The following is a 17,276-nucleotide window of genomic DNA, read 5'->3' as shown; positions in this document are numbered from 1 at the left end:
ACCATGCCCGCCGGGTTCTCACGCTCGATTCACGCGATCGCCACCGACGGCCACCGCGGCTCGATCGCCGGCGTCGCGATCGGCGCGGTCCTGCTCTCCGCCTGGCTCGCGTGGTTCTTCCTCGCGCGCGTCGGGCGCTACGAGGCGAGCGTGAGCGCCCGACTCGAGGTGGGCCAGGCGGCGCACCGCGTCGAGGCGCCGCTCGGCGGGAAGGTCGCCGCGGTCCACCTCGCCCTCGGGGCCGAGGTCGCCGCGGGCGACGTCCTCATCGAGCTCGACGTCGAGCCGCTCCGCCGCGAGATCGACGACAAACAGGCCCGGCTCGAGGCGATCGCGGGGCAGATGGGGCCGCTCCGGGCCGAGATCGCGGCGCGAGGGCGGGCGCTGCGCGACGGGGAGGAGGCGGCGCGCGCGCACGTCGACGAGGCGAAGGCGCGGCTGCGGGAGGCCGAGGCGGGCGCGCGGTTCCAGGAGCTCGAGGCGGAGCGGGCCGTGCGCCTGCGCCAGGACGGGCTCGTGTCCGAGGCCGAGGCGGCGCGGCTCGCGGCCGACGCGCTGTCGAGGCGCTCGGCGACCGAGGCGCTCGACCGCGCCGCCGCGCGGGCCTACGTGGAGCGGCGCGCCGGGCAGAGCGAGCAGCAGGCCGAGCTCGCGCGGCTCGACCGCGAGGCGGCCACCCTCGAGGGCGAGCGGCTCGTGCTGGAGGCGGCGATCAAGGGGCTGCTCGCCGAGATCGACCGGCGCAAGATCCGCTCGCCGATTGCCGGGCGGGTCGGCGACATCACGGTGCTGCGCGCCGGCTCCTTCGTGAGCGAAGGGGACGTCGTGGCCGCCGTCGTGCCGCCCGGCGAGCTCCGGGTGATCGCGGAGTTCCCGCCCGCCTCCGTCGGGCGGATCCGCGCGGGGCAGGAGGGGCGCCTGCGCCTCGACGCGTTCCCGTGGACCGAGTACGGCACCCTCTCCACCACCGTCGACCGCGTCGCCAGCGAGACGCAGGAGGGCCGCATCCGCGTGGAGCTCGGCGTGCGGCCCGACCCGGCGTCGCCGATCCCGATGCAGCACGGGCTCCCCGGCAGCGTGGTCATCGAGACCGAGCGTGTCTCCCCGGCCTCGCTCGTGCTGCGCGCCGCGGGGCAGATCGTGAGGGTCCGCGGCGGAGCGGGCGGGTGAAGGAGGGGACGACGAACGCCGATCCCCGATCCGCGCCGGAGCGATCACCTAACCCCCGTCGCCGGGCGTCGAGCCCGGAGCGGCGGCTCCTCGCGCCGGAGGTCGTGCAGACCTCGGCGATGGATTGCGGGCCGGCCACGCTCAAGTGCGTGCTCGAGGGCTTCGGCATCGGCGTGAGCTACGGCCGCCTGCGCGAGGCCTGCCAGACCGACGTCGACGGCACCTCCATCGACACCCTGGAGGACCTCGCGGGGCAGCTCGGGCTCGTGGCCCAGCAGATCCTCGTCCCGACCGAGCACGTGCTGCTCGACGAGGCGCAGGCGCTGCCCGCCCTGGCGATCGTGCGGCAGTCGGCCGGGCCGCTCCACGTGGTCGTGCTCTGGCGCCGGCACGGCGGCCTCGTGCAGGTGATGGACCCGGCCACCGGGCGCCGCTGGCTCACGCGACGGCAGCTCGAGGGCGAGCTCTACCAGCACGAGCTGCCGCTGTCGGCGGCGGACTTCCGCGACTGGGCGGCGAGCGACGGGTTCACGCGGCCGCTCGAGCGCCGGCTCGCCTGGCTCGGCGCGGGGGCGCGGCCGCTCGAGGCGGCGCTCTCGGACCCGGGGTGGCGCGCGATCGCGGCGCTCGACGCCGGCGCGCGCCTGGTCACGTCGCTCGTGCGCTCCGGCGGCCTCGACCGCGGTCGCGAGGCCGCGCGCGTGCTGGGCGCGCTGCTCGAGCAGGGGCCCGAGGCCGCGCGGGAACAGATGATCCCGCCCACCTTCTGGACGGCGCACCCCGGGCCGGCAGGCCCGCGTGGGGAGGATCGGGTCGTCGCGCGGGGCGCGGTGCTCGTGCGGATCCGCGGGCTGCGCGCCGCCGCGCCCGCGCCGCCGCCCCGCGCCGACGAAGCGAGCCCGAGCGTCGAGGCGCGCCTCCCCCCCGACGTCGCCGCCGCCCTCGCGGAGCGCCCGGCCCGGCCCGCGAGCGAGCTCTTCCGAATGATCCGCGAGGACGGGCTGCTCACGCCCGCCGTGCTCGCCGGCGCGCTCGCGCTCAGCGTCGCCACGGTGGTGCTGGAGAGCCTCCTCTTCCGCGGGCTGCTCCAGATCTCGAACGATCTCGCGCTGTTCGAACAGCGCCTCGCCGCCATCGGCGCCCTCGCCATGTTCCTCGCGGTGGAGCTCGCCCTCGATCTCTCGCTGACCACCGGGGTGATCCGGCTCGGGCGGCACCTCGAGGCGCGGCTGCGGATGGCGTTCCTCGCGAAGATCCCGCGCATCGGCGATCGCTACTTCCACAGCCGCCCGGCCTCGGACATGGCGCAGCGCGGCCACAGCCTGCACGTGCTCCGCGCCCTGCCGGCGTTCGGCGGCCAGATCGCGCGCTCGGCGCTCGATCTCGCGGTCACCACGGCCGCGATCGTCTGGATCGATCCCGCGAGCGCGCGCCTCGCCGTGCCGTGCGCCGCGCTCGCGCTGGCGCTGCCGTTCGCGGGGAACCGCGTCCTCGTCGAGCGGGACCTGCGCGTCCGCACGCACGCCGGCGCGCTCACGAGCTTCTACCTCGACGCGCTGCTCGGCCTCGTGCCGATCCGGGCGCACGCGGCGGAGCGGGCCGTGCGGCGGCAGCACGCGGGCCTGCTCGGGGAGTGGGCGCTCGCCGGGCGCACGCTGCTCCGCGCGGCCCTCGCCGTCGACGGGGCGCAGGCGCTGCTCGGCTTCGCGCTCGCCGCGTGGATCCTCGGCGACTTCCTCGCCCGCGGGGGCGCGCTCTCGCGGGCGCTCCTGCTCTTCTACTGGGCGCTCGCGCTGCCGGCCATCGGGCAGGCGCTCGCGGGCGCGCTGCTCCAGTACCCGGCGCAGCGCAACACGGCGCTGCGCCTGCTCGAGCCGCTCGGCGCGCCGGAGGAGCCGCGCGCCGGCGGCGCCGCGGCCGACGCGCCGCCTTCGCGGCCCGGCGCCGAGGGCGCGGGCTGCGCGATCGCCTTCGAGCGCGTGCGCATCCAGGCCGCCGGCCACGTGATCCTCGACGGGGTGGATCTCCGGATCGCGGCGGGCAGCCACGTGGCGATCGTGGGGGCCTCGGGCGCGGGCAAGTCGAGCCTCGTCGGGGTGCTGCTCGGGTGGCACCGGGCGAGCGAGGGCAGGGTGCTCGTCGACGGCCGCCCGCTCGACGGCGAGCGGCTCCACGCCCTGCGCGAGGAGACCGCGTGGGTCGACCCGGCGGTGCAGATCTGGAACCGGTCGTTCCTCGACAACCTCCGCTACGGCGCGCCCGACGACGCGGCCGACTTCGGCGCGGTCGTCGAGGAGGCCGAGCTGCGCGAGGTGCTGGAGCGGCTGCCCGAAGGGCAGAAGACCCTGCTCGGCGAGGGCGGAGGGCTCGTCTCCGGCGGCGAGGGGCAGCGCGTGCGCTTCGGCCGGGCGATGCTGCGGAGCGAGGCGCGGCTCGCGATCCTCGACGAGCCGTTCCGCGGCCTCGACCGGGAGCGCCGCCGCGCGCTGCTCGCCCGGGCGCGGCGGCGCTTCCGTCGCGCGACGCTCCTCTGCGTCACCCACGACGTCGGCGAGACGCGCGGGTTCGAGCGCGTGCTCGTCGTGGACGGCGGGCGCGTGGTCGAGGACGGGGCACCGGCCGAGCTCGCGGCGCGCCCCGGCTCCCGCTACCGCGCGCTGCTGGACGCCGAGGCGGCCGTGCAGCGAGGGCTCTGGTCGAGCGGCGGGTGGCGCCGGCTGAAGGTCGTGCGCGGGCGCATCGCCGGAGCGGCGGCGGAGGGCGCGGGGACGGCGGCCGAGGCCGCCGCGGCAGCGCCGGAGGGCGAGCGGAGGTGACGGCGGAGGCGCAACCCGGGTGGGGGGCCGAGCCGGACGGCGCGCACGCGCGACGCGGCTGGGGCGCTCGGCCGGACGAGGCGGCCGACGCGCTCGGCGCCCTCGAGTGGCCGGCGGAGCGCCTCGGCGACGCGCTCGAGGCGCTCGCGCTCCAGGGCGGCCTCCGCCCGCGCGCGGTCGCGGCGCCCATCCCCACCGCCGGGCACCTCCGCAGCGCGGACGCGCTCGGCGCGTGGATCGATCAGGCCGCGGGCTACCTCGGCGTCGAGGCGGAGCCGATCGCGGCGCGCTACGACGAGGTCGCCGACGCGCTCCTGCGCGTCGCGCCCGCGCTCGTGTGGCTGCGCGGCGGCGAGGCGCAGCGCTTCCTCGCCGTCGTGGGGCGCAGCGGGCAGGCCCTCTCGGTGCTCCGCGCCGACCGCTCCACCGCGCGTGTGCCGGTCGAGGCGATCCTCCGCCGCATCGCCCGCCCGCTCGAGGCGCAGGTGCTCCCCGAGGTCGATCGCATCCTCGACCGCGCGGGCGTGCGGCCGCGGCGGCGCGCCCGCGCGCGGCAGGCCCTGCTCCGCGAGCGGCTCGGGCCCGTGGTCCTCGACGGCATCTGGAGCCTGCGCCCGCCGCCCGGCGCCTCGTTCGGGCGGCAGCTCGCGGCCGCGCGGATCCCGCGCCGCCTCCTCGGCCTGCTGGCCGCCCACGCGTCGGCCTACACGCTCTGGATCCTGGTGTGGACGACCGTGGGGCGCAGCATCCTCGACGACCACCTCGACGAGGGGTGGCTCTACGCCGGGGCGCTGCTGCTCGCGACGGTGGTCCCGCTGCGCCAGCTCATGGCGTGGCTGTCCGGCGTGGTCGCGATCGACGCCAGCGCGCTGATCAAGCAGCGCCTGCTCGCGGGCGCGCTCGCGCTCGACGCCGAGGAGGTGCGCAGCGAGGGCGCGGGCCGCTTCCTCGGGCGCGTGATCGAGTCCGAGGCGATCGAGGCGCTCGCGATGGGCGGCGGCGTCGGGGCCGTCGCGGCGGCGTTCGAGCTCGCGGCGGCGGCGGTCGTGCTCGCCCAGGGCGCGGCGGGCGCCCTCCACGCGCTCCTGCTCGTCGCCTGGGCGGTCCTCGTCGTCGCGCTCTGCGCGCGCTTCTACCGGCGCCGCGCGCGCTGGACCGCCGCGCGGCTCGCGATGACCCACGATCTCATCGAGCGCCTGGTCGGCCACCGCACCCGCCTCGCCCAGGAGCGGAGCGGCCGTTGGCACCACGGCGAGGACGAGGCGCTCTCCCAGTACCTCGCGCGATCGCGCGAGCTCGACCGGAGCCAGATCGAGATCGGCGCGCTGATGCCGCGCGGCTGGCTCATCGCGGGGATCGCCGGCCTCGTGCCGCCGTTCCTCGCGGGCACCGGCTCGGCCGCGGCGTACGCGGTGGCGCTCGGCGGCGTCCTGCTCGCGAGCCGCGCGCTCCAGGGCCTGTCGGCCGGCCTGTCGAGCCTCGCCAGCGCGGCGATCGCGTGGGAGCAGGTCGCCACGCTCTTCAAGGCGGCCGCCCGCGGCGGGGCGCCGCCGCCGCCCCTGCCGCCCGACGCGGGGCGCACGCCGCCCGGCGCGGGCAGCGCGGGGGACGCGGAGCGCCGCGCGCCGGTCCTGGAGGCGCACGAGCTGTCGTTCCGCCACAAGGGCAGGCCGCGCCCCGCCGTGATCGACGCCTCGCTGCGGATCGCCGCGGGCGAGCGCATCCTGCTCGAGGGGCCCTCGGGGGGAGGGAAGTCGACGCTGAGCGCGCTGCTCTCGGGGCTGCGCGCGCCCGACGCGGGGCTGCTCCTTTTGAACGGGCTCGACCGCCACATGCTGGGCGCCGCCGCGTGGCGCCGCCGCGTGGCCGCGGCGCCGCAGTTCCACGAGAACTACGTCCTCGGCGGGACGTTCGCGTACAACCTGCTGATGGGCCGGCGCTGGCCGCCGAGGCCCGACGATCTCGCCGAGGCCGAGGAGATCTGCCGCGAGCTCGGCCTCGGCGAGCTGCTCGGCCGGATGCCCGCCGGGCTGGAGCAGGTGGTGGGCGAGACGGGCTGGCAGCTCTCGCACGGCGAGCGGAGCCGGCTCTACATCGCGCGCGCGCTGCTCCAGGGCGCCGAGGTCGTCGTGCTCGACGAGAGCTTCGCGGCGCTCGACCCCGAGACGCTGGAGCAGGCGCTGCGCTGCGTTCTGCGGCGCGCGCGCACGCTCGTGGTCATCGCGCACCCGTGATCGCGGAGGCCCGCCGGCGCGGAGTCCGCTCCTCCCGGCGCTCGCTCGATGAGGCGAATCGACACTGCTCTCCTCCTCGGAGCCCGCCAGCCTGGGTGAGGCACGCGCGCGCTCCGGGTCCGCTCGATCTGTGCAATGCAGACCACTTCGCCTGTGCCGTCTCTCATCGTCGGTCGATCCCCGATCCCTCTCAGGCGACCCCGTAAGGGGTTATCGCTCGCCAGGTGAGCTTCATGAACAGGACCGCTGCAAAGGGGACCGCCGAGCCTATGGGCGCTGGACGTCACGTGTGTTGCGCTTAGAATGCAACTCAATGCCGGAGAAGATGGAAAGACGGTTGCCTGTCGGCGCTGAGGTGCTCGCCGGAGCCGGAAAAGGAGTGCACTTCCGCGTCTGGGCGCCCTCCCGGCGCCGGGTCGAGGTGGTCCTGGAGGCCGGGCCGGGGAGCGGCGAGACCGCGCCGCTGCGGCCCGAGGAGGGCGGTTACTTCGCGGCGCTCGTCCCGGCCGCGGCGGCCGGCACCCGCTACCGGTTCCGGCTCGACGACGACGAGAAGCTCTATCCCGATCCCGCCTCGCGCTCGCAGCCGGAGGGGCCGCACGGGCCCTCGGAGGTGATCGACCCCGCCGCGTTCGCGTGGAGCGACGCGGGCTTCCCGGGCGCCCCGCTCAAGGGGCAAGTCGTGTACGAGATGCACGTCGGCACCTTCACCCGGGAGGGCACCTGGGAGTCCGCGGCGCGCGAGCTGCCCGAGCTCGCCCGGATCGGCATCTCCTTGATCGAGCTGCTCCCGGTGAACGAGGTCCCCGGCCGGTTCAACTGGGGGTACGACGGCGTGAACCTCTTCGCGCCGACGCGCCTCTACGGCAGCCCCGACGATTTCCGCCGCTTCGTCGACGCGGCGCACCGCGTCGGGATCGGGGTGATCCTCGATGTCGTCTACAACCACCTCGGCCCGGACGGCAACTACCTCGGCCAGTTCTCCAAGGACTACTTCTCCGATCGCCACAAGACCGACTGGGGCGCGGCCATCAACTTCGACGGCCCGCGATCCGAGGCGGTGAGGGAGTTCTTCCTCGCGAACGCCGGCCACTGGATCGACGAGTACCACCTCGACGGCCTGCGGCTCGACGCGACCCAGAACATCTACGACAGCTCGAAGGACCACATCCTCGCCGCGATCGCGCGCCGCGTCCGGGAGGCCGCGAAGGGCAAGGAGACGTTCATCGTGGCCGAGAACGAGTCCCAGGAAGAATGGCTGATCCGCGGCCCGGAGCGGGGCGGCTACGGGCTCGACGCCATCTGGAACGACGACTTCCACCACAGCGCCAAGGTGGCGCTCACCGGCCACAGCGAGGCGTACTACACGGATCACGAGGGCTCCCCGCAGGAGTTCATCTCCGCCGTCAAGCGGGGGTTCCTCTTCCAGGGGCAGCGCTACCAGTGGCAGAAGCAGCGGCGAGGCACCCCCGCGCTCGACGTGGATCCGGCCCGCTTCGTCCTCTTCCTGGAGAACCACGATCAGGTCGCCAACACGGCCAAGGGCGAGCGGCTCTATCACCTCGCCTGCCCGGGGAAGTTCCGGGCGATGTCGGCGCTCCTCTTGCTCGCCCCGGGGACGCCCATGCTCTTTCAAGGGCAGGAGTTCGGGTCGTCGGCGCCGTTCCTCTTCTTCGCGGACCACAACCGCGATCTCGCGCCGCTCGTGCGCAAGGGCAGGGCGGAGTTCCTGGCGCAGTTCCCCTCGTGCGCCTCGCCCGAGGTCGCCTCGCGGCTCGACGCCCCCGACGACCCGCGGACGTTCGAGCGCTGCAAGCTCGATTTCTCCGAGCGCGAGCGCAACGCCGGCATCTACGCCCTCCACGAGGACCTGATCGCGCTCCGCCGGCGCGATCCCGTGATCCGGGCCCAGCGCCCGCGCGGCGTCGACGGGGCCGTCCTCTCGGGCCACGCGTTCCTCCTCCGCTACTTCGGCGACGACGGCGACGACCGCCTGCTCCTCGTCAACCTCGGGCGGGACATCCATCGAGGGTCCTTGCCGGAGCCGCTCATCGCCCCGCCGCCGGGGCGCCGCTGGGAGACGTTGTGGTCCAGCGAATCCCCCCGTTACGGGGGACAAGGCAGTCCACCTGTCATCACCGAGGATGGCGTCCACATCCAGGGTGACGCGGCGATCCTCCTGCACCCCGTGGTCGGGACGCCGGTGCCCGAGAAGACGAGCGCCAACCCTCGCCCAGAGGAGCCCAAAAAGCATGTACGCTGACGAGATCTGCCGGATGATGGTCTGGTCCCGGGGCACCGGCCCCGCCTCGCACGACGACGCCGAGCACGGGTCGGACCCGCTCACGCGGGAATGGCTCGTCACGAACGGCCTCGGCGGCTACGCGTCAGGCACCATCTCCGGCGCGGTGACCCGCCGCTTCCACGGGCTCTTGATCTCCGCGCTGCCGGCCCCCCTCGGCCGCACCATGATGCTCAGCGATCTGTCGACCCGGGTCATCACCGCGGACGGCAAGGTGGTTCAGGTCGGCGGTCAGGAGCCCTGGCTCGACGACAGCGCCGCGCAGGTCATCGAGCTCGCCGAGTTCCGCCTGGAGGCCGGGCTCCCGGTGTGGCGCTACGAGGGCGCCGGGATGGCGTTCGAGCGGCGCCTCCTCCTGCCCCACGGGCAGAACACGGTCCACGTCACGTACACGCTCCTCAAGGGCGAAGGGCCGGTCCAGATCGAGCTCCAGCCGTGGGTGAACTTCCGCCCGCACGAGGGCGCGCTCGATCGGCCGGTCGCGGGCCCGTACGCGCTCACCGTGGTCGAGGATCGCTACGAGCTCGCCTCGCCGAGCGACCTGCCGCCGCTCCGGCTCAAGGTCCAGGGCGCCCGGGCCGAATTCCGGATCGACAGCGCCCGCCTGCGCAACGTGCGCTACCGGATCGAGCAGAGCCGCGGGTACGACGCGGTCGGCGAGTTCTACAGCCCCGGCCGCTTCGGCCTCGAGCTCCCCGTCTCCGGCAGCGTGACCCTCGTCGCGTCGACCGAGCCCTGGGAGACGATCAACGCCCTCTCCACGGAGCAGGTGCAGCGCGCCGAGCGCAAGCGCCGCACCCGGCTCCTGCTCGCCGCGGCGCCCGAGGTCCGCTCCGGGCCGCCGGCGGAGCTCATCCTCGGCGCGGATCAGTTCCTCATCACCCCCGCGGGCCGCGTCGAGGACGCCGCCCGCGCGCGGGCCGCCGGGGACGAGGTGCGCACCGTCATCGCGGGCTATCACTGGTTCACCGACTGGGGGCGAGACACCATGATCAGCCTCGAGGGGCTGACGCTCGTCACCGGTCGCCACACCGAGGCGGGCTACATCCTGCGCACGTTCGCCCATTACGTGAAGGACGGGCTCATCCCCAACATGTTCCCGGAGGGCAAGAACGACGGGCTCTACCACACCGCCGACGCCACCCTCTGGTTCTTCCACGCGCTCGATCGCTACCTGACCTACACCGGCGATCGCGAGACGCTCCGGCTCGTGCTCCCGACGTTGATCGATATCGTCGAGCACCACACCCGCGGGACGCGCTTCGGGATCGGCGTCGATCCCAAGGACGGCCTCGTCCGTCAGGGGGAAGAGGGTTATCAGCTGACCTGGATGGACGCCAAGGTCGGCGATTACGTGGTCACGCCCCGCCGCGGGAAGGCCGTGGAGATCAACGCGCTCTGGTACAACGCCCTGCGCCTCATCGAGCGCTGGGTGCGCGAGGCCGAGGGCGACGGCGCCGCGCGGCGCTACAGCGCGGCCGCCGAGCAGGTCAAGGCCTCGTTCAACCGGCGCTTCTGGTCCGACGAGCTGGGCTATCTCTACGACGTGCTCGACGGCGAGCAGGGCAACGACGACGCCTTCCGGCCCAACCAGATCTTCGCGATCTCGCTGCCGCACCCGGTCCTCGACGCCGCCCGCTGGAAGGGGATCGTCGATCAGGTGAAGGAGCGGCTCTGGACGCCCGTGGGCCTCAGGTCGCTCGCCCCTGGGCACCCCGATTACAAGCCGAAGTATTTCGGCGATCTCCGCGCGCGGGACATGGCCTATCACCAGGGCACCGTGTGGGGGTGGCTCATGGGCCCCTTCATCGACGCCTGGCTGAAGGTGTATCCGGCCGATCTCGCCGGGGCGCGGAGCCTGCTCGAGGGCTTCACCCCGCACCTCGACGAGGCCTGCGCCGGGTCGATCAGCGAGATCTTCGACGCCGAGCCGCCGTTCACGCCCCGCGGGTGCGTCGCCCAGGCGTGGAGCGTGGCCGAGGTGCTCCGGGCCTACGCCCGGACGGCCCGCTCGGCGGGCTGAGCGCGGGCCCCGGGGCCGAGGTCCCGGGGCCGGCGGAGCGCCGCTCGCGTCGCCGTCTCTCAGAACACGACGGGCACCGCAGCCGGGCCGCGGAGCACGGCCCACTCGCCCCATTCGATCTCGTCGGGCGAGGTGTCGAGCTCGAGCCCCGGGAGCCGCTGGAAGAGGGTCGAGAGGGCGATGGCCGCCTCGATCCGCGCGAGCGTCGCGCCCAGGCAGAAGTGGATCCCGCTCCCGAAGGCGAGGTGCCGGTTCGGCGAGCGGCCGATGTCGAAGCGGTCCGGATCCGGAAACTGCTCCGGATCCCGGTTCGCGGCGAGGAGCCCCGCCACGACCCCTTCTCCCGCCGGCACGCGCGCGCCGAGCAGATCGACGTCCTCGAGCGGCCAGCGGACCACCGAGATCTCGGCCGGCCCCTCGCAGCGCAGCGTCTCCTCGACCGCGGAGCCGATGAGCTCGGGCTCCGCCTCGAGCCGCCGCCGCTGCTCGGGGTGCGAGAGCAGGAGGAGCGCGCCGCTCGCGATGAGGTGCACCGTGGTCTCGTGGCCCGCGACCAGCAGCAGGAACACCATGCTCATGACCTCCGCCGAGCTCAGCTTGTGCTCCTGCTCCTCGGCGAGCACGATCGCGCTGATCAGGTCGTCGCGCGGGGCCTTGCGGCGGACCGCGAACAGCGCCTCGAAGTACGCCTCGATCTCCTTCACCGCGGGCATCGCGGGCTCGAGGAGCGCTCGATCGCTCGTGGCGGCGAGGAGGAGCTTGGTCCAGTGGCGGAATCGGTCGCGATCCTCGCGCGGGAGGCCGAGCAGCTCCGAGATGACCGCGATGGGGAGCGGGAACGCGAAGTCGGCCACGAGATCCATGCGGCGCTGGTCCGCCACGGCGTCGATGAGCTCACCCACGATGGCGTGGATGCGCGGGCGCAGCCCCTCCATCGCCCGCGTCGAGAAGGCCCGCTGGACGATGCCCCGGAGCCGGGTGTGATCCGGCGGGTCGGCCTCGAGCATGTGATGACTCAGCAGGACCGAGCGCTCGCCGAGCGGGCGGTAGCTCGCGCGCAGCTCGGCGGGGAGCTTGCGGCAATCCCGGATCAGACGAGGATCCTTGAGGAGCTCCACGCAGTCGTCGTAGCGCGTGGCCGTCCAGATAGGCACGTTGAGGCGAGGGTGGATGAGGCGATGGATGCGCCCCGCGGCCCGCATGCGCGCGTAGATGGAGTGCGGCTCGGCGCGGCCCCTCGGACGGAACAGCTCCGAAAAAGCGCTCTGGTCGATCGTGACTCCCCCGTCCATGACTCCCCCGTCCCGTCGCGTCCGGCTGTCCGAGGCGATGCTCGCGTGCGCAGGGCGCGTCAGGAGGAGTGCATGGTGGAGATCGACGTGCCGTCAAGCCGCGCGGGCCGCGGCCGCGGCCGTCCGTGCAGCGCTCGCGAGAACACGATAAGTTGCGGAAATTGCTGAGTTTATTTCCTGATTTCCGCCTTCGCGGCCGGCTCCGACCCAGGCCGCCGCGCCGGCGCTCACGGCGCCTCGCCGGCGCCGAGCAGCCGCGAGATCAGCGTGTGCTCCACGTCGTCGAGCGCCTCGCGCAGGTACGTCGGGTCGTCGAGGCGGATGGCGTCGTCGCCCTCGCGCGCCTCGGCGGGGAGCTTGTTCTTGAGGCTCGCGAACTCGCGCAGGAGCGAGGAGAGGCCCGCCTCGTCGTCGCGCAGCGCGCGCAGCGACCGCGTGAGCTGGCCGATGGCGTCGTCCCGCTCCTCGAGCGCGCCGACCTGGAGCGGGGCCAGCGTCCGGGAGAGCACGCGCTCGATCCAGAGCCCGCCGCCGAGGTCGTTGGCGATCGCGCGGATCTGCCCTGTCCAGCGCTCGAAGTCGGCGCGGAGCGCGGCGTGGGCCGGCGTCGCGCCGCACAGGATCACCCGCGCGGCCAGCGTGCGCCCGTCCGCCTCCGCGAGGCGCTGCTCGAGCTGCTCGCGCGTCAGATCCACGATGTCGTCGGCGCTCGCGGCCGGGGAGAGATCGACCTCGCAGGCGCACCAGCGGACGACGTCGAGGGGGCGGTGCTCGACGGAGGCGACGCGCCCGTCGTCCACGGTGACGAGGAGGGCGCCCTTCTCGCCGGTCTCGCGGGCGTGGCGGCCCTGGAGGTTGCCGGAAAAGGCGATGTACGGATCCTCCGAGAGCACCTCCCGGGTGTGCACGTGGCCGAGCGCCCAGTAGTCGTATCGCTTCCCGACGAGGGTGTTCAGGCTGCAAGGAGCGTAGTTGTCGTGGCCCTCGCGGCCGCCCAGGCAGGTGTGGAGCAGGCCGATGTTGAAGAGGCCCGTCCGCGCGTCCGGGTAGCCGGCGGCGAGATCGTCGGTGACCGCCTTTGTCGCGAAGCTCTGCCCGTGCACCGCGACCCCGAGCCGCTCGAAGAGGACCGTCTCGGGGCTCTTCGGGTCGAGCCGGCGGGCGTTCTCGGGGAGCTCCAGGTGACGCGTGATGTGGCTCTCGGCGTCGTGGTTGCCGCTCAGGAGCACCACCTCCACCCGGGCGGCGCGCAGCCGGGAGAGCTGCGAGGCGAAGAACAGGCCCGTGCTGTAGTCCTTCCAGTCGCCGTCGTAGATGTCGCCGGCGAGCAGCAGGAGGTCGACCTCCTCGGTGAGGCAGAGGCTCACGAGGTTCTCGAGCGCGCGGCGGGTGGCCCCGCGGATCTGCTCGACCGGGGCGCCCGGGTAACGGTCGAGCCCGCGGAGGGGGCTGTCGATGTGGAGGTCGGCGGCGTGGACGAACTTCATGGGCTGCGCGGCCCGAGCTTAGCCGCTCCGCGCCGGGAGCGCTGCTCATCCGATGAGGTTCGCGCCCGCGGGCGGCCGGCGCCGGCGCTCGCCTTGACGCGCGGGGCGGGCTGTCGTGCAGTGAGCGTCCGATGCTGCGCCCGCCGTCACGCCTCACGCCGCCTGCGGCGCGACGCCCCGCCGGGGGGAGGGCGGCGGACCGTTGAGCCCGGCGGCCGCGCTGCTCCGGCGGGTCTGCGACGTGAGGGAGGGCGAGGTCTCCGCGCTGCTCTGGAGCTTCGCGTACTTCTTCTGCGTCCTCTGCAGCTATTACATCCTGCGGCCCGTCCGCGAGGAGATGGGCATCTCGGGCGGCATGGACAAGCTGCCTTGGCTGTTCACGGCGGTGTTCGCGGCGATGCTCGCGGCCGTGCCGGCCTTCTCCGCGCTCGTGGCGCGGCTGCCGCGGCGGCGGTTCATCCCGATCGTCTATCGCTTCTTCGCGTCGAACCTCCTCGTCTTCTTCGGGCTGCTCGCGCTCGGCGCGCCGCGCGTCGAGGTGGGCAAGGTATTCTATGTCTGGCTGAGCGTCTTCAACCTGTTCGTCGTGTCGGTGTTCTGGCAGTTCATGGCCGACGTCTGGCGCAGCGAGCAAGGCAAGCGCCTCTTCGGCGTCATCGCCGCCGGCGGCAGCGCCGGCGCGCTCGTCGGCTCGCTCGTCACGGCCGCGCAGGCGCGGCAGATCGGGACCGCGAACCTCCTGCTCCTGTCGGCGGCGCTGCTCGAGCTCGCCGTGCTCTGCGTGACGCGGCTGAACCGCCTCGCGGGCCGGCTCGCCGGCGGCGCGGCGCCGCCCGAGGCGAGCGCCGCGGAGGAGCGCATCGGCGGGGGCGCATTCCGCGGGGTGACGCTTGTCCTCGGGTCGCCGTACCTCCTCGGGATCTGCGCGCAGACGCTCTTCTTGTCGATCACCGCGACGGTGCTCTACTTCGAGCAGGCGCGGATCGTCTCCGCGGAGTCGATGGATCCTGCGCGGCGGACCGCGATGTTCGCCTCCATCGATCTCACCGTGAACGTGATCACCATCGTCGTGCAGGTGCTCGTGACCGGGAGGCTCATGACGCGGGTGGGCCTCGGGGTCGCGCTCGCGGTGGTCCCGGTGGTCACGGGCGTCGGGTTCCTCGCGCTCGCGGCGCGGCCGACCCTCTCGATGATCGCCGGGCTCCAGGGGCTCCGGCGGGCGATCCACTACGCGGTGGACCGGCCGGCGCGGGAGATCCTATTCACGGTGGTCGCGCGAGAGGAGAAGTACAAGGCGAAGAGCTTCATCGACACCGTGGCGTTCCGGGGCGGGGACGCCGCGAGCGCGTGGGCGCTGTCGGGGCTGTCGGCGCTCGGGGTGAAGGCGGCGGGGCTGTCGCTCCTGATGGTGCCGGTCGCGGGCGGGTGGGTCCTGCTGAGCCGCTACCTGGCGAGGCGGCAGGCGGAGCGCGCGCGAGGGGACGGGGGGCTGCGCTGATTGACATAGAAAACCTTACATGACCGCCTCCGTCGGCGAGATCGTACCCGCGCAGGACGGACGCGCGCGGCCGAGGCGCGGGTCATGGGCAGCTTGGCCACGGCGGGCTCCAGACCCCTGGAATCAACCGTTGGCTGGCCACCAAACGTCCCGGCGCCACGCTGCACGGCGCCGTTGCGGTCCACCAGCCCGCTCGGTACCCTGGGAGGAAAAATGGCGTCCACCGCGCCAGGGCCGAACGCCGTGGCTTCGCAGACCGATGAAAGGAGTTCTGACGACATGAAGAGGTTCTTGGCTCTTTTTGCGGCCTTGGGGTGCTCCCTCGCCACCTCGCTCGCGCTCGCGGGTCCTCTCCCTGTGACCGGCCAGTGGCGGACGATCGATGAGCAGGGGGTCGAGCAGTCGGTGGTAGAGATCTACGAGAAGGGCGGGAAGATCTTCGGCAAGATCGTGAGCCTGAAGCAGCCGCTCGACGCGAAGGGGAAGCCGAAGCTCTGCACCGCCTGTGAGGGTGCCGACAAGAACAAGCCCCTTGTGGGGCTCGTCATCATCAAGAACATGGTCCGCGATGACGACGAGTACGATGACGGTACGATCCTGGATCCGAACAACGGCGAGACCTATAGCTGCAAGCTCGAGGCGATCGAGGGCGGGAAGAAGCTGAAGGTGCGCGGCTTCTTGGGCATCTCCCTCCTCGGCAGGACCCAGACCTGGGTGAAGAAATAAAAGGATCTTCCTCGTCGTGGGTGCTCTGGTGCCTGCGCCGCAGCCGCGATCCAGACGAGCTGGTGCGGTAGCCCCGCGCACGGTCCTCGCCTCTCTGTCGTGACATGGTCTGGAGAGGCTATGACGCCGGGGCGTCGGGATTCACCACCACCTGGTACCGACGCCCCGTGGACAGCACGCTCGGATCGATGCCCTCCTTGAGCGGTACGCGCGTCTGCGTGAGCTGGTGGCCGGGCAAGCAACACGCGAGGGTGAAGGCCGCGTCCCAGCGCAGCCGATCGAGCACCCGGTCCATGTGCACGTGGGCGTGGACGAACGTCACGAACACCGGCATCGGGGGCAGGGCGTTGAGCTGATCCGCGACGTCGTCGATGCTGGCCTTGTGCCACGCCAGGCGCCGGACCCCGAAGCGATCGCGCCACGCCTCCACCAAGTCTACGTTGAGCAGCGGATCGACGCTGATGTTGTCCGCCTCGCTCTTCAGCGAAAAGAGGGCCCCGGTCCTCGCGTGGGCCCCGTCCCCGACGTGAATGACGCGACATGGGCGGCCCTTGGTCAAGAGGGGCCGAAGATGACAGAGGGCAGAGTAGCTCTCGGTCATCTCCTTGGCGGGCCTGGTCGCTTTCGCGAACAAGGGCCACAGCGCTTCGAAGGAGTTCCTTCGCATCAACCGGTCCAGGTAGTCGCTGTTCGGGGGCTGCGCGTCGGTGCTGACCATGGCGGCTGCTTGTAGCAGAGCTGCCGCGATCCGCCCGGGACCATGACGACCATCGAGGCGTGCGCGCGCCTCTTTCAGAAATAGTGCGCGCGCATGTCGTCGAGCAGGCCGGGCTGCTCCGGCTTCCAGCCGAGCAGCTCGCGCGTCGCCTTGCTCGAGACCCGGTTGTCGAGCCCGACGACCATCGACATCCATCCGAAGTGCGCGCCCGCCTCCGAGGCCGGCACGCTCTTCGTCGGCACACCGGCGCCGTTGCCGATCGTCTCCGCGATCGCGCGCATCGCGATGCCTTCCTCGGCGGTGCCGTGCAACACGGATCCCGGCGGCGCGCTCTCGACGGCGAGCCGGTACAACCGCGCCGCATCGTCGCGATGCACCGCGGGCCAGTGATGATTGCCATCATCGATGTAACCAGCGGCCTTCTTCTCGCGTGCGAGATTGATCAGCATTGTGATGAAACCCTTGTCGCCAGCGCCGTGCACCGTCGGAGCCAGCCGGATGACGCTGCCACGCACGCCGCGCTTCGCAGCATCGACCACGAGGCGTTCGGCCTGCAGCCGGATCGCGAGCGGCGAGCTCGCCGGCGACGCGTCCGCCTCGAACGCGACCTTGCCAGGCTTCGAAACCACCAGCGTGCCGTTCGTACCGACGAACGCCTTGTTCGTGCCCGCCATCGCGTCGAGCATCGCGCCGATCGCGTCGCGATCGATCTGGCACATCCTCGGGAAGTCCGAGAAATCTATGTGGAACGCCAGGTGGATCGTCGCATCGGTCGCGCGGACGCCCTCGACGAGGCTCTTCGGGTCCCTGATGTCGCCGCGGTAAACCTCCACGCCCTGCGCCTTCAACTTCTCGGCGCCCGCATCGCTGTGCGCCATGCCGAGGACGCTGTGGCCTGCCCCGCGCAGCTCCTTCAGCACCGCCGTGCCGATCCAGCCGGTCGCGCCGGTGACGAACACTCGAATTGACTTGGTCATACGAGGACCGTACGCTCGGATCGCTCGTCCGAA

General features: G+C 73.0%; 11 protein-coding genes. 7 read left to right on the top strand and 4 right to left on the bottom strand.

The window, feature by feature from the left end; all coding sequences use genetic code 11:
* Nucleotides 1-3: 3 nt before the first annotated feature.
* The 5 genes from WME98_RS12795 (at nucleotide 4) to WME98_RS12775 (ending at nucleotide 10,545) form a co-directional block, all read left to right on the top strand.
* Nucleotides 4-1,170, top strand: a complete 1,167-nt coding sequence (locus WME98_RS12795; protein ID WP_061624682.1) for an HlyD family secretion protein — start codon at nucleotides 4-6, stop codon at nucleotides 1,168-1,170.
* A complete protein-coding gene (locus WME98_RS12790) occupies nucleotides 1,167-3,986 on the top strand; it encodes an ATP-binding cassette domain-containing protein (protein WP_437951589.1) in 2,820 nt (939 codons plus the stop codon). The genes WME98_RS12795 and WME98_RS12790 overlap by 4 nt, the downstream gene beginning before the upstream one ends.
* Nucleotides 3,983-6,220: an ATP-binding cassette domain-containing protein gene (locus tag WME98_RS12785; protein WP_437951588.1), complete on the top strand. Its 2,238-nt coding sequence runs from the start codon at nucleotides 3,983-3,985 to the stop codon at nucleotides 6,218-6,220. Before WME98_RS12790 ends, WME98_RS12785 begins: the two co-directional genes overlap by 4 nt.
* A 325-nt stretch (nucleotides 6,221-6,545) precedes the next feature.
* Nucleotides 6,546-8,483: a malto-oligosyltrehalose trehalohydrolase gene (gene treZ, locus WME98_RS12780; RefSeq protein WP_437951587.1), complete on the top strand. Its 1,938-nt coding sequence runs from the start codon at nucleotides 6,546-6,548 to the stop codon at nucleotides 8,481-8,483.
* Nucleotides 8,473-10,545, top strand: a complete 2,073-nt coding sequence (locus WME98_RS12775; RefSeq protein ID WP_437951586.1) for an amylo-alpha-1,6-glucosidase — start codon at nucleotides 8,473-8,475, stop codon at nucleotides 10,543-10,545. The genes treZ and WME98_RS12775 overlap by 11 nt, the downstream gene beginning before the upstream one ends.
* A gap of 59 nt (nucleotides 10,546-10,604) precedes the next feature.
* Here the strand turns inward: WME98_RS12775 and WME98_RS12770 are convergent, their stop codons facing one another.
* On the bottom strand, nucleotides 10,605-11,837 hold the full coding sequence (locus tag WME98_RS12770; RefSeq protein WP_437951585.1) for a cytochrome P450 family protein: 1,233 nt from the start codon (nucleotides 11,835-11,837) through the stop codon (nucleotides 10,605-10,607).
* Between the two features lie 227 nt (nucleotides 11,838-12,064).
* Nucleotides 12,065-13,324, bottom strand: coding sequence for a metallophosphoesterase family protein (locus WME98_RS12765; RefSeq protein WP_437951584.1), 1,260 nt, complete (start codon nucleotides 13,322-13,324; stop codon nucleotides 12,065-12,067).
* Between the two features lie 202 nt (nucleotides 13,325-13,526).
* Here WME98_RS12765 and WME98_RS12760 point away from each other — a divergent pair, with 202 nt between their 5' ends.
* Nucleotides 13,527-14,822 (top strand): NTP/NDP exchange transporter, encoded by a 1,296-nt coding sequence (locus WME98_RS12760; RefSeq protein ID WP_437951583.1) that lies wholly within the window; start codon nucleotides 13,527-13,529, stop codon nucleotides 14,820-14,822.
* A 279-nt stretch (nucleotides 14,823-15,101) separates the two neighbouring features.
* Nucleotides 15,102-15,548: a DUF2147 domain-containing protein gene (locus WME98_RS12755; protein WP_437951582.1), complete on the top strand. Its 447-nt coding sequence runs from the start codon at nucleotides 15,102-15,104 to the stop codon at nucleotides 15,546-15,548.
* A gap of 118 nt (nucleotides 15,549-15,666) precedes the next feature.
* Here WME98_RS12755 and WME98_RS12750 read toward each other — a convergent pair whose 3' ends face one another.
* Both WME98_RS12750 and WME98_RS12745 read right to left on the bottom strand, forming a co-directional pair.
* Entirely contained in the window at nucleotides 15,667-16,266 is a 600-nt protein-coding gene (locus tag WME98_RS12750; RefSeq protein ID WP_437951581.1) for a hypothetical protein, read from the bottom strand.
* 74 nt (nucleotides 16,267-16,340) lie between these two features.
* On the bottom strand, nucleotides 16,341-17,225 hold the full coding sequence (locus tag WME98_RS12745) for an SDR family oxidoreductase (RefSeq protein ID WP_437951580.1): 885 nt from the start codon (nucleotides 17,223-17,225) through the stop codon (nucleotides 16,341-16,343).
* Between the last annotated feature and the right edge of the window lie 51 nt (nucleotides 17,226-17,276).

It is taken from the genome of Sorangium sp. So ce296 (assembly GCF_051529605.1).
Classification (GTDB): domain Bacteria; phylum Myxococcota_A; class Polyangia; order Polyangiales; family Polyangiaceae; genus Sorangium; species Sorangium cellulosum_D.
Note: the sequence above shows the minus strand (reverse complement) of the source record. Positions and strands in the feature narration are given on the sequence as shown.